The sequence below is a fragment of the Aerophototrophica crusticola genome, from assembly GCF_012913305.1.
GTDB classification, from domain to species: Bacteria; Pseudomonadota; Alphaproteobacteria; order Azospirillales; family Azospirillaceae; genus Niveispirillum; species Niveispirillum crusticola.
In genome coordinates this window covers 646,437-659,820 of the sequence record NZ_CP051775.1, presented here as the reverse complement: position 1 = coordinate 659,820, position 13,384 = coordinate 646,437, and the positions used below count along the sequence as shown (strand labels likewise).

The 13,384-nt window shown below is 69.5% G+C and carries 10 protein-coding genes; 8 read left to right on the top strand and 2 right to left on the bottom strand.

Annotated elements, in window-relative coordinates:
• Positions 1 to 146 precede the first annotated feature (146 nt).
• A complete protein-coding gene (locus tag HHL28_RS03120; protein WP_075772094.1) occupies positions 147 to 1,946 on the bottom strand; it encodes a PAS domain-containing protein in 1,800 nt (599 codons plus the stop codon).
• Between the two features lie 391 nt (positions 1,947 to 2,337).
• Between HHL28_RS03120 and prmB the strand changes: the two genes are divergently transcribed.
• The 8 genes from prmB (at position 2,338) to cysC (ending at position 11,328) form a co-directional block, all read left to right on the top strand.
• Positions 2,338 to 3,267: a 50S ribosomal protein L3 N(5)-glutamine methyltransferase gene (prmB, locus tag HHL28_RS03115; protein ID WP_075772093.1), complete on the top strand. Its 930-nt coding sequence runs from the start codon at positions 2,338 to 2,340 to the stop codon at positions 3,265 to 3,267.
• 544 nt (positions 3,268 to 3,811) lie between these two features.
• The gene (gene cysG, locus HHL28_RS03110; RefSeq protein WP_404326377.1) at positions 3,812 to 5,164 is read left to right on the top strand and encodes a siroheme synthase CysG; all 1,353 of its coding nucleotides are present in this window, start codon (positions 3,812 to 3,814) and stop codon (positions 5,162 to 5,164) included.
• A 12-nt stretch (positions 5,165 to 5,176) separates the two neighbouring features.
• Complete coding sequence (locus HHL28_RS03105) at positions 5,177 to 5,515, top strand: DUF2849 domain-containing protein (protein ID WP_169654672.1); 339 nt, start codon at positions 5,177 to 5,179, stop codon at positions 5,513 to 5,515.
• A gap of 12 nt (positions 5,516 to 5,527) precedes the next feature.
• The gene (locus tag HHL28_RS03100; protein ID WP_169654670.1) at positions 5,528 to 7,231 is read left to right on the top strand and encodes a nitrite/sulfite reductase; all 1,704 of its coding nucleotides are present in this window, start codon (positions 5,528 to 5,530) and stop codon (positions 7,229 to 7,231) included.
• 138 nt (positions 7,232 to 7,369) lie between these two features.
• Positions 7,370 to 7,720, top strand: a complete 351-nt coding sequence (locus tag HHL28_RS03095) for a DUF934 domain-containing protein (RefSeq protein WP_404326375.1) — start codon at positions 7,370 to 7,372, stop codon at positions 7,718 to 7,720.
• Entirely contained in the window at positions 7,717 to 8,445 is a 729-nt protein-coding gene (locus tag HHL28_RS03090) for a phosphoadenylyl-sulfate reductase (RefSeq protein WP_075772090.1), read from the top strand. Before HHL28_RS03095 ends, HHL28_RS03090 begins: the two co-directional genes overlap by 4 nt.
• Positions 8,446 to 8,447: 2 nt before the next feature.
• On the top strand, positions 8,448 to 9,422 hold the full coding sequence (gene cysD / locus HHL28_RS03085) for a sulfate adenylyltransferase subunit CysD (protein ID WP_169654668.1): 975 nt from the start codon (positions 8,448 to 8,450) through the stop codon (positions 9,420 to 9,422).
• A gap of 52 nt (positions 9,423 to 9,474) precedes the next feature.
• A complete protein-coding gene (cysC, locus tag HHL28_RS03080; protein ID WP_404326373.1) occupies positions 9,475 to 11,328 on the top strand; it encodes an adenylyl-sulfate kinase in 1,854 nt (617 codons plus the stop codon).
• A 216-nt stretch (positions 11,329 to 11,544) separates the two neighbouring features.
• Here cysC and HHL28_RS03075 read toward each other — a convergent pair whose 3' ends face one another.
• Positions 11,545 to 12,966, bottom strand: a complete 1,422-nt coding sequence (locus HHL28_RS03075) for a porin (protein ID WP_075772087.1) — start codon at positions 12,964 to 12,966, stop codon at positions 11,545 to 11,547.
• Between the last annotated feature and the right edge of the window lie 418 nt (positions 12,967 to 13,384).

The window sequence follows — 13,384 nt, the reverse complement described above, 5'->3', positions numbered from 1 at the left end:
GCGGCACCTATGCCGACCCGTTACCCGCCCCGTATGGCGAAAGGCTACCACCCCGCCACTTGCGGGCAAGCCGGTCAGCCGGTGTTCCGATTTTATTTCGGCTTAGCCCGACGCCGGGGCAACGCATTCCCATCCGGAATTTGGGGTCACGGGCGGAGGGCCTCGGCCAACGCACGCTCTACCTCGCCCCGCCGCCAGGGCTTCCGGACGCGCCGCACCCCGGGGTACTCGTCCTCCCCCGCCTCGTCATAGCCGGTGCAGAACACGAAGGGGATGCCCCGGTCCGCCAGGATGGCCGCGGCGGGAAACGAGGCCCGTCCCTGCAGGTTCACGTCCAGCAGCGCCACGTCCACCTGCTCCGTCGCGGCGAGCCGGGACAGCACGGCCAGGTTGGTGGCCGGGCCCACCACGTCGGCGCCCGCCGCCTCCAGCGTGGCGCGCAGTTCCAGGCCGATCAACCCCTCATCCTCCGCCACCAGCACCCGCTTGCCCTGGAGCGGCCGGACCTTGGACGGATCCGCGGCAGGGCCGCCCCCGTGGCCGGCCGGCGCGGGCCGTGCCGGTGGGGTGGACGACACCTCGGCCGAAAGGTGGCGGGCGGGGATGGTGACCTGCACGGCCAGGCCGTCCGGCCGCCAGTGTAGGCGTACCGTGCCGCCCAACTGCTGTTCCAGGCACTGGCGGATCAGGGTCAGGCCGAAGCCCTCATCCTGCGGCGGCGGCGCGCCGGGCCCGCCCGCCTCCCGCCAGCGCAGGCTCAGGTCGGTGCCCGGCCCCAGCCACCAATAATCCACCTCCACCCGCCCTTCCGGCACCGACAGGGCGCCGTACTTGGCCGCGTTGGTCCCCAATTCATGGATGGCAAGGGCCAGCGCCTGCACCGCCGCCGGGGCCAGGCTGGCCGCGGGGCCGGCGATGCCCAGGCGGGCCGGGTCCTCGACAAAGCCCTCAAGCCCCTCGCGCAGCACCTCCGCCACCGGGCCGCCGGCCCAGCAGCCGCGGGCCAACAGGGTGTGGGCCCGGGCCAGTGCCGCCACCCGCCCTTCCATCACCTGCTGGAAGGTGGGAAGGTCCCGCGCCGGGGCCAGGCGCAGCAGCGACTGTATGACGGACAGCATGTTCTTCGCCCGGTGGTCCAGCTCCCCCATCAGCAGGCGCTGGCGCTCATCCGCTTCCCGCCGGGCGGTCACGTCCAGGTTGATGCCCACCAGGCAGCGCCGCCCGTCCGGTTGGCGCACCACTTGGCCGCGGGCGGCGATCCAGCGCACGCGGCCGTCGGCGCCGATGACCCGGAACTCCGTGTCCACGGGGGTCCCGTTGCGTATGGCGGCCAGCTCCGTGCCCATGGCCGCCTCGCGGTCCTCCGGATGGATCAGGCGGGTGAAGTCCATGGCCGTCTCCGGCGCCATCTCCCGCGGGATGCCCAGCACGTCATGCTGGCTGTCGGACCACCACAGCCTGCCGCTGCCCAGGTCGATCTCGTAATGGCCGATGCGCCCGGCCTGCTGCGCCAGCTTCAGCCGCGCCTCGCTCTGCCGCAGCGCCTTCTCCGCCATCCGCCGTGCGGTCACGTCGCGGAAGGAGACGCCGAGCCCGTCCGGCAGGGGGAAGACCCGGACCTCCATGATCTGGCCGGGCCGGATATAGCTTGCCTCCTCCCGCTCGACGCGCACGCCGGTGTCCATGACCCGGCGCATCGCCTGCTCATAGTCGCTGCCCAGCGCCTGGGGGAAGACCTGCCAGAGGTCGTGGCCCAGCACCTCGGACCGGTCGCGGCCGAAATGCTCTTCCGCCACCCGGTTGAACACGGTGACGCGCCAGGACCGGTCAACCGCATAGAAGCCGTCGCCGATCCCGTCCAGCACGGACTGCAAGGCGTTGGCGGCCTGGGACAGGGACCCGGCGATGCTTTCCCAATCGGGCTCCCCTGGCGTGGTCGCGGACATCCCTGCTCCCGTGGTCATGTCCCGCGCCCGTATCATCCCGCACCAGACCAGCCAAACGATATCGCCTTCGGTCAGATACTATAGGACCGTAAGGCCGAATGATGCTAGCCGTATGGTCAGCATTTGCCGTTACAATCATGTGTTCACTTGTTGGCCAAGCACCCCGGGCACACACCCGCATCGGTGTCCGGCCGCATCTGCATGGGTTTCAATCCTTGTCCCGACCAGAAACCGCCTCAGCTTTATTATTCCTTCCGCCATATGTTCTACCGCCTTCCGGCCTATTCCTACCGGCATAGCGGCAGGCGTGACCGTTCCGTGTCCAGCTTCCCCGCGCTGGCGGCGCCTGCTAGACATCCCGGCACGACCCCCATTGCCAGGATGCCCACCCGTGACCGACTTCGACCCTGCCGTCGCCGCCGCAGAGCTTCTGACCGTCCGTGACTTCCTGCGCTATGGGGTGAGCCGGTTCAACGCCGCCGGCCTGGTGCACGGCCACGGCGTCACCACGGCCCATGATGAGGCCGCGTTCCTGGTGCTGGAGACGCTGAAGCTGCCGGTGGACCGGCTGGACCCCTACCTGGACGCCCGGCTGACGACGCCGGAGCGCAAGGCGGTGGCGGACATCATCGATGCCCGCGTCCGCACCCGCAAGCCGGCCGCCTACCTGACCAAGCGCACCTACATCCAGGGCGTGCCCTTCTATGTGGATGAGCGGGTGATCGTCCCCCGCAGCTACATCGGGGAGCTGCTGTTCGGCGACCTGTTCGGCGGCGACGGCTTCACCCTGGTGGAGGACCCGACGGAGGTGGAGCATGTGCTGGACCTGTGCACCGGGTCCGGCTGCCTGGCCATCCTGGCGGCCCAGGTGTTCCCCAATGCCAAGGTGGACGCCGTGGACCTGTCGGCCGAGGCGCTGGAGGTGGCGAGGATCAACGTGGCCGACCACGGGCTGGAGGACCGCGTCACCCTGTTCCAGGGCGACCTGTTCGCCCCGCTGAAGGGCCGCAAGTACGACGTCATCATCACCAACCCGCCCTATGTCAGCGACGAGTCCATGGCCGAGCTGCCGCCCGAATACCGGCATGAGCCCGCCATGGCCCTGGCCGGCGGCGGGGTGGAGGGGCTGGACATCGTCCGCAAGATCCTGAAGCAGGCGCCCAAATACCTGACCCCTGAGGGTGGCCTGCTCTGCGAGTTCGGCACCGGCCGGGAGGCGCTGGACGCCATGTACCCGGACGGGGAGTTCCTGTGGCTGGAAACCGCCGACAGCTTCGGTGAGGTCTTCTGGCTGACGCGGGAGCAGCTCACCGAGCTTTGAGGGGGCATCGGCCATCCCTGCCCCTGGCCTGCCTATCCAGCTTCGCCCGCCCTTTATTGTTTCCCCCGCGAAGGCGGGGGCCCACTGTTTTTTTGCCGCCGCGCCGCCTCACACCGGGTCAAGAACTGTGGACCCCCGCCTTCGCGGGGGAGGCAGTTGAGACTGTGACACGCCTCGTACGGGCGGGCAGATGCCCACAAGCATGCCGGTCAGCGCCGACCACCACCGCATTCCCCACCATCCCCTATGGCAAATCCGCATCACCCGCGTGGCGTCTGCTGCATGGCAGCACGCCAACGGCCGCAAAGCAGTGTCCGGCCCTCGGCTGAAACCAAGCCTTAACATGCTGGAATTACGCTGAATTCACCCATTCCACAGGGCGGCATGTATCTACATGCGCACTGTGGAGAAATTATATTTCACCTCGACAAAGCAAGCTCCCGGCCCAATCCTGTGGTTATCGGTAAGGACGGACGGCTTAGGGGCAGGCGATGGCGCTGCACACGTTCCCGGTCTCGCTCCCCCTGGGGGGCGACCGGTCCTGGTGGTCGGTGGGGGTGAGCTGGCGTTGCGCAAGGCGCGGCTGGTCGCCAAGTCCGGCTGCCGCCTGACCGTCATCGCCGAAGACGTCATCCCCGACCTTGCCGCCCTGGCCCATGAGGTCCGCGCCCGTGCCTTCCAGCCCGCGGACCTGGCCGGCCACACCCTGGCCTTCGCCGCCACGGATGAGTTGGAGACCGACACATCCGTCGCCCAGGCCGCCCACGCGGCGGGCGTGCTTGTGAACGTGCCGGACAAGCCGCACCTGTCCACCTTCATCATGCCGGCCATCATCGACCGGGAGCCCATCACCATCGCCATCAGCAGCGGTGGCGCCAGCCCCGTGCTGGTGCGCCGCCTGCGCGAAAGGCTGGAGGCAGCGCTGGAGCCGGGCATCGGCCGCCTCGCCTCGTTCCTGGACAGCTTCCGCGGCGCCGTGAAGGCGGTGCGGGAGGGGGAGACCGCCCGCCGCCGCTTCTGGGAGGCGGTGATCGATGGCCCCGTGGCCCGCGCCTTCCTGGCAGGTGACGAGCGGACGGCGCGGGACCGGCTGCTGGTCGCCGTCAACGACCCGTCCTATGGCCAGCAGAAGACCGGCCGCATCACCCTGGTGGGTGCCGGCCCCGGCGACCCGGATTTGCTGACCCTGCGCGCCCTGCGGGTGCTCCAGGACGCCGACGTGGTGGTGCATGACAAGTTGGTGGACGACCGCATCCTGGACTATGTCCGCCGCGACGCCCGCCGCATCTTCGTCGGCAAGACCAAGTCCAACCACACCCTCGGCCAGTCGGAGATCAACGCCCTGCTGGTGCGGGAGGCGCAGGACGGCCATCGCGTCGTCCGGCTGAAGGGGGGCGACCCCTTCGTCTTCGGCCGCGGCGGGGAGGAGCTGGAGGCCGCCCGCGCCGCCGGCATCCCCATCGAGGTGGTTCCCGGCATCACCGCGGCGCTCGGCTGCGGTGCCGCCACCACCATCCCGGTCACCCACCGGGGCGTGGCCCAGGGCGTCACCTTCGTCACCGGCCACGGGAAGGACGGCGAGCCCGACCTGGACTGGCAGGCGCTGGCCCGGCTGAAGCATACCCTGGTCATTTATATGGGCCTGTCCTCCTCCGGCACCATCGCCCGGCGCCTGACCGACGCCGGTCTGGACCCGGCCACCCCGGCGGCCCTCATCGAGAACGGCACCCGCCCCGACCAGCGGCTGGTGGTGGGCAGCGTGGCCGAGCTGCCGGAGCTTGCCCGCCTGCACGGGCTGGTGGGCCCCGCCCTGATCATCGTCGGCGAGGTGGTCCGCCTGGCCGACCCCGCCCAACTGGCCGAACTGGCCGCCCCTGCTTTGCGCGAAGCCGTCTGAGGTAGCTGTACCATGTTGGTGAAGGCCAAGGGTCCCCTGCAATCCATCGCCGCCAACCGGCTGACCGACGGCGTCGCCGTCTGGCTGGGCAACGGCGGCCGCTGGGTTGAGCGCGTGGGTGACGCCGCCGTGTTCCAGGGCCCGGGCATCGAGGCCGCGCTGGCGGAGGCCGCCGCGGCCGTGAAGGCCCAGCTTGTCGTCGACACCTACCCCATCGACGTGGAAGTCCGCGACGGCGAGACCGTGCCCCTGCACATGCGGGAGCGGATGAAGGCCCTTGGCCCCAGCGTCCGCCCCGACCTTGGCAAGCAGGCCGAGCCCTCCCCGCAGAAGCCGGCGGCGGCGGCCTGAGGATCGACAACCATGAACCACATCGCGAAGCTCCCCAACGCCGCCCCCGACGCCAATGCCGGCGTCTACCATTATGACGAGGTGGATGCCCGCTTCGTGCACCAGCGGGTGGAGCAGTTCCGCGCCCAGGTGGAGCGCCGCCTGAAGGGTGAGCTGACGGAGGAGGAGTTCAAGCCGATCCGGCTGATGAACGGCGTCTACCTCCAGCTCCACGCCTACATGCTGCGGGTGGCCATCCCCTACGGCATGCTGGACAGCACGCGGCTGCGCAAGCTGGCCCGCATCGCCCGCGTCTATGACAAGGGCTACGGCCACTTCACCACCCGGCAGAACATCCAGTTCAACTGGCCCAAGCTGGTGGAGATCCCCGACGCCCTGCATGAGCTGGCGGAGGTGGACATGCATGCCATCCAGACCAGCGGCAACTGCATCCGCAACGTGACGACGGACGCCTTCTGCGGCGCCGCGGCGGATGAGATCCTGGACCCCCGGGTCTATGCGGAGGTGCTGCGGCAATGGTCCACCCTGCATCCCGAGTTCACCTTCCTGCCCCGCAAGTTCAAGATCGCCATCGCGGGCAGCCCCAACGACCGCGCCGCGGTGCGGGCCCATGACATCGGCCTGATCGCCAAGCGGAACGAGGCGGGGGAGCCGGGCTTCACCGTCTATGTGGGCGGCGGGTTGGGCCGGTCGCCCTTCCTGGCCGTCAAGGCCCGGGACTGGGTGGGTGAGGCGGACCTGATCGCCTATCTTGAGGCGATCCTGCGCACCTACAACCAGCTCGGCCGGCGGGACAACATCTACAAGGCCCGCATCAAGATCACCGTCCATGAGCTGGGCGCGGAGTTCCTGCGACTGGTGGAGGAGGAGTATGCCCGCCTTCCCCGGGAGAACTACCGTCTGGACCCGGCCATCGTGGAGAGCATCCAGCAGCACTTCACCCCGCCGCCGCATGAGGATTTGGCCGACGACCCGGCAGAGTTCGTGGCGGCCAAGGCCAAGGACCGCGCCTTCGCCCGCTGGGTGAAGAGCAACGTCACCAAGCACCGCCAGCCCGGCTACGCCATCGCCACGGTCAGCCTGAAGCCGGTGGGCGGCATCCCCGGCGACATCACCGATGTCCAGATGGAGGCGCTGGCCGACCTGGCCGACGCCTACAGCTTCGGGGAGGTGCGCGTCAGCCACGAGCAGAACGTGGTGCTGGCCCATGTGAAGCAGTCCGACCTCTACGCCCTGTGGCAGGGGCTGGAGGCTCAGGGCATGGGCACCGCCAACGCCGGGCTGGTCAGCGACATCATCGCCTGCCCGGGCCTGGACTACTGCGCCCTGGCCAACGCCCGCTCCATCCCCGTGGCCCAGCGCATCGCCAAGCTCTATGGCGACCTGGACCGGCAGCACGACATCGGCGAGCTGAAGATCAAGATCAGCGGCTGCATCAACGCCTGCGGCCACCACCACCTCGGCCACATCGGCATCCTGGGCGTGGATAAGAAGGGCGAGGAGTTCTACCAGATCCTGCTGGGCGGCGACGCCGGGCCCAACGCCGCCATCGGCGACATCGTCGGCCCCGGCTTCAGCTATGACCGGGTGGTGGATGCGGTGGACACCGTGGTCCAGACCTACCTGCGCCTCCGCCAGCCGGGTGAGCTGTTCGCCCAGACCATATCCCGCACCACCCCGGCGCCCTTCAAGGAGGCCCTCTATGCCGTTGCTTGAGAAGGGCCGAGAGGTCGCCGACCCCTGGACGACCGTGCCCGACGGCGAGCCCCTGCCCCCACCGGCCCCGTTATCGTCAGCCTGGAGCGCTGGCGGGCGGAGAAGGCCGACCTGCTTTCCCGCGGCGACAAGGTCGGCGTGAAGCTGAAGTCCAACCAGCTCGCCCCCGAACTGGCCGACGACCTGGGCGCCCTCGCCCTGGTGGCGGTGGAGCTGCCCAAATTCCGCGATGGCCGCGCCTTCAGCACGGCGCGGGAGCTGCGGGAGCGGTTCAAGTTCACGGGGGAGGTCCGGGCCACCGGCCACATCATCCCGGACCAGTACCTGTTCCTGACCCGCGTGGGCGTGGACACGGTGGAGGTCCCGGCCGACCGGGCGGGTCCCGCCTGGGAACATGCGCTGGCGGAGATCAGCGTCGCCTACCAGCCGGCCCAGGACGACGCCCAGCCCCTGTCCCTGCTCCGCCGCCATGTGGGGAAGCAAGCATGAGCGACGCCTTGGAGCTGGAAGCCCTGGCGGCGGAGCTGTCAGCCCGCTTCGCCGACAAGGAACCGCAGGAGCTGCTGCGCGCCGGCGTCGCCCATTTCGGGCGCCGCATCGCCCTGGTCAGCTCCTTCGGCACCGAGAGTGCGGTCCTGCTGCACATGCTGGCCGGCATCGCCCCCGCGACCCCCGTCCTGTTCCTGAACACCGGCAAGCTGTTCGGGGAGACGCTGCGCTACCGCACGAAGCTGGTGGAGCGGCTGGGCCTGACCGACTGCCGCGCCATCGCCCCCGACGCGGCGGAGGAGCAGGCAGCGGACAAGGACGGCCTGCTGTGGCGCCTGGACCCGAACGCCTGCTGCGCCCTGCGCAAGGTCCGGCCGCTGGCCAAGGCCGTGGCGCCCTTCGAGGCCTGGATCACCGGCCGCAAGCGCTACCAGTCCGGCACCCGCGCCGCCCTGCCCCTGGCAGAGGTGGCGGACGGCAAGCTGAAGCTGAACCCCCTGGCCAACTGGGACCGGGCGCGGGTCGAGGCCTACCTGGACCTGCACGACCTGCCGCGGCACCCGCTGGAGGCGGACGGCTTCCTCTCCATCGGCTGCATGCCCTGCACCGACCGGGTCGCCCCCGGCGAAGACATCCGTAGCGGCCGCTGGCGCGGCACGGGCAAGACGGAATGCGGTATCCACCTGCCGCTCCCGTCCGCCACAACCCAGGTGGGAGCCTCCTGACCATGACCGGCACCCTCGACCATCTCGACCAGCTGGAAGCCCAGAGCATCTATATCCTGCGGGAAGCCAAGTTCCGGCTGAAGCGGCTGGGCCTGCTCTGGTCCCTCGGCAAGGACAGCAACGTCCTGATCTGGCTGTGCCGCAAGGCCTTCCTGGGTGAGATCCCCTTCCCCGTGGCGCACCTGGACACAGGGTTGGAGTTCCCCGAGGCCTACGCCTTCCGCGACCGGTACGCGGCGGAGTGGAAGCTGAACCTGATCAAGGACCCCTGCCCCCCGCTGGAGCGGACGGACCCCAGCCTGCCCCCCGGCGCCCGCATCGCCGCCCGCAAGAGCCTCGGCCTCGCGGAGGCGCTGGAGACCTACAAGTTCGACGGGCTGATCACCGGCATCCGCCGGGACGAGCAGGCCACCCGTGCCAAGGAGCGGGTGTTCAGCCCCCGCGGCCTGGACGGCTCCTGGCAGGCGGCCAACCAGCCGCCGGAGTTCTGGGACCAGTACACGGTGGAGCGCGCCCCCGGCACGCACATGCGCATCCATCCCCTGCTGGCCTGGACCGAGGTGGACGTGTGGCGCTACATCCAGCGGGAGAACATCCCCCTGGTCCCGCTCTACTTCGCCAAGGACGGCATGCGCTTCCGCTCGCTGGGGGAGATCGGCATCACCGTCCCCGTCGCCAGCAACGCCAGCACCGTGGACGAGATCATCACCGAGCTGGAAACCACCCGCACGCCCGAGCGCGCCGGCCGCACCATGGACCACGAGGCAGAAGACGCCTTCGAGCGGCTGCGGGCGGGGGGTACTTGTGAGGGGAGCTTCGGTGCCTTCCATAACACGCTGACGTTGATTTTTATTGCTTCCCCCGCGAAGGCGGGGGTCCACAGTTCTTCAGCCACATGGACGCTGGCGCCCGGTCAAAAAACAGTGGACCCCCGCCTTCGCGGGGGAGGCTGGTTCCTGAAATCCAGGTCAGGATGATCCCCCGCCAACCACAGCGCCCCCGCCCATGCCAACCGAACGAGCCCACCCCATGGCCAAGGCCCCCTTCCCCATCGTCATCGTCGGCCATGTCGACCATGGCAAGTCCACCCTGATCGGCCGCCTGCTGCACGACACCGGCAACCTGCCGGAGGGAAGGGTGGCGGAGCTGAAGGCCGCCGCGGCCCAGCGCGGGCTGGAGATGGAATGGTCGTTCCTCCTCGACGCGCTCCAGGTGGAGCGTGACCAGGGCATCACCGTCGACACCACCCGCATCTGGTTCAAGACGGCCAAGCGCCCCTACGTCATCATCGACGCCCCCGGCCACCGGGAGTTCCTGCGCAACATGGTGACCGGGGCCGCCGGGGCCAACGCCGCCGTGCTGGTGACGGACGCGGAGCGCGGCAGCGGCGAGCAGACCCGCCGCCACGCCTACCTCTTGTCCCTGCTGGGCGTGCGGCAGGTGGTGATCGCCGTCAACAAGATGGACCTGGTGGGCCACCGCCAGTCGGCCCTGGAGTCGGTGGCCGCGGAGGTGGGCGGCTACCTGCGCAAGCTGGGGGTGGAGCCGCTGCACGTGGTGCCCCTGTCCGCCCGCCACGGCGACAACATCGTGGACCGCAGCCAGCTCATGCCCTGGTACCAGGGCCCCACGTTGCTGGAGGCCCTGGACACCCTGCCCACCCCGCCCAGCGCCCTGGACCTGCCCCTGCGCCTGCCGGTGCAGGACGTCTACCGCAAGGGCGACAACCGCCTGGCCGTGGGCCGGATCGAGAGCGGGCGCCTGCGCGTCGGCGACAAGCTGGTCATCGCCCCCACCGGCCAGCCCGTGACCGTGGCCGCCATCGACACCGGCCGGGGTGAGGCTGAGGACTACGCCACCGCCGGCCACTCCGTCGCCGTGCTGTTCGAGGAGGACGCGGCCCTGGCCCGCGGGCAGGTGGTCTCCGCCCCTGCCAGCCCGCCCCGCGCGGCGGAGGCGGTGCGCGTCCGCGCCTTCTGGCTGGACACCCAGCCGCTGACATCGGGCACCCGCCTGTTCCTCCGCCTCGCCACCGCCGAGCACCCGGTGCTGGTGGACCGGGTGGAGAAGGTGCTGGACCTCCAGACCTTGACCGACGCGGAGGCCAAGGAGGTGGGCCAGGGCGGCATCGCCGAGCTGGTGCTGCGCGCCGCCAGCCCCATCCCCTTCGACATCCACACGGAGATCGCCGCCACCGGCCGCGCCGGCCTTGCCCGGGAAAGCCGCATCGTCGGCGGCTGCGTCCTGCTGGGTGCCGCGGACGACGTGGCCAAGCCCGCGCCCAAGGCGGTCACCGCTGTCAGCTCCTCCGTCACCCGGGCCGAGTTCGAGGCCCGCACCGGCCACCGCGGCGGCGTGGTCTGGCTGACCGGCCTGTCCGGCGCCGGCAAGTCCACCATCGCCATGGCGGCCCAGCGGGCCCTGTTCGACGCGGGCTGGAAGGTGGCCGTGCTGGACGGCGACAACCTCCGCACCGGCCTGACCAGCGATCTGGGCTTCAGCGAGGCCGACCGGGTGGAGAATGTCCGCCGCGTGGCGGAGGTGGCGAACCTGCTGGCCCAGACCGGCACCCTGGTCCTGGTCAGCCTGATCTCCCCCACCCATGCCATGCGCGACCAGGCCCGCGCCATCGTCGGCGAGGGCTTCCATGAGGTCTGGGTCAAGGCCGACCTGGAGACCTGCGCCGCCCGCGACCCCAAGGGCCTCTACGCCAAGGCGAAGTCCGGCACCCTCCCCGGCTTCACCGGCATCTCCGCCCCCTACGAGCCCCCCGCCACCCCCGACCTGGTCCTGGAAACCGGCGCCGACCCGGTGGACACCACCGCCGGGCGGTTGGTGGAGGCGGTGCGGGCAGCGTTCGCGCCGGCCGTGCAAAACACCTGATGTCACCCCGGGCTTGACCCGGGGCCCTCGGGATCGGTCGATGCAGGGCACCGAAAGCCCCTGTTTTTCTTTATTCTTACCCCGCTGCCGCCCCTTGGCACGTCCGCCTTCCCAAGGCTCCCGGGTCAAGCCCGGGATAACATTCAGCACCTTGCACAAGCGAAAACGGCGCGGGGATCGCTCCCCGCGCCGCTGCCTTGTCCAACGCGTCCCGTCCTAGAAGAACATGATGGCGCCCAGGGCGATGCTGTTGTTCTCCGCCTTGTTGCCGTTGTGGGCGTCGGACTCGGTGTTGGTGTACTCGCCCACCAGGTTCAGCCAGCTGGTGAGGGCGTACTGGGCCTGGAACACCCAGGACTGGTTGGTCTCCACCAGCTCGGACACCGCCTCGCCGCCGGCCAGGTCCAGGTTGCTCTCGCCATAGCTGACGCCCAGGGCCGCCTTGCCGAACTTGGCCTGGCCCTGCAGGATGAAGCCGTCGCTGTCGCGCTTGTTCCCGTTCGCCGCGATGGCGTTGTAGAACAGGCCGGTCGTGCCCACGCCCTCGGTGGTGTAGTAATAGCCCAGCGCCGTCACCGGCCCGAAGGTCAGCTTGGTGCCCACGTCGAAGGCCTGGCCGGTGGGGCTGCGGCCGGTCCCGCCCACATTGGCCAGCTCCTGCGTCAGGAAGCTGCCCCAGACGGTGCCCTTCACGCCGCCGACATCCAGGGTATAGGTGGCCTTGGCCTGGAAGCCGGGCGTGTCGCCGCTGTCGCTTTCCAGGCTGAAGCCCGGCGCCGCCACCGCGTGCAGCGGCTGGAAGATGCCCGCCGCCACCTTGAACCCGCCGAAGTCCGGGCTGGTGTAGGTGATCTGCGGCTGGAAGTCGGTATAGATGTAGCCGATGCCGATGCGGCCCAGGCTGGTGTTGCCCGGCGCGTTGTTGCCGGCCGCCGTGCCGACGCCCAGCAGGGTAATGTCGTTCAGGATCACGTCGGACCCGAACAGGCCGATGTCGCGGCCGATCTTGATCTCGCCCGCATTCTTCGTGCCGAAGGTCAGGTAGTTCTGGCGGAAGTCGATGCCGCTGGTGCCCAGCCCGATGGGCAGGCCGCCGGAGTTGGCGCCCACCGCCGTGGCGCTGCTGTTGATGCCGGGATACAGGCCGAAATGGGCGCCCACGTCGATCCCGCCCTGGGTCGTCGTGATGTCGAACTTCAGGAAGCTGGGCAGCAGGCCGCTGCGGATGGAGGAGGTCTCCTCGGTGCCGCCCGCGACACCGCCGACGACGACATCATTGCCGCCCTTCGGGTTGTCATAGGTGTAGAAGCCGTTGATGGAGCCGGAGAGCTTCACCTCCACCTCACCGATCCGGAGGCCGACGCCGGTGTCCGCGGCCCGGATGAAGCCGGCGCTGTCGGCGTTCCCCGCGGGGGCCTGGGCCTGGGCCCGGGTGGTGTCCGGCACGGCTTGGCCGCGCTTGGCATCTTCCTCGGCCTTGCGGGCCTTGAGCACCTGGACTTCCTGCGCCGTCAGGATGCCTTTGGCCTGGAGTTGGTTCAGCAGGTCGTCGGTCACGTCCGCCCGGGCAGGCGCTGCCATGGACAAGCCCAGGGCGCCAAGGCACGCCCCGGCCAGCAGGATGTCACGAATCCTCATATCTTCCTCCCCGTGAATGCCCACGCCCGTTTCCTTTCCGGCGCGCAGGCAAAAGGTCCCCCGGCACCAAGACAATGCCTTGGCGCATCTTGTCCGACGGCATAAGGTCGCCCGGACTTGTGACAACAGAGTACGAGTGGTTATTAGGACGTCCTATTGAACTTTAGTCGCCGCCAAGGAGGCCCGGGTTACCACCGTTATCGAGCGGTGATTTTAATATTGCGATAGCTCAGTCATATATTGCGCTGAAGCATGGCACGCCATGCACGGACCCGGCTGGATTCTTGCCAAGTCTTGCCCGATGGGGTGGAATGTCGGGGGCTGGCCGGCCGGGCGCGGAAACGCTCCCGCGGCTTGGGCTGCGGAAGGATGACACCACGGCTGCGCACGGGTCCGGAATTGTGCCTTGGTCTAATAT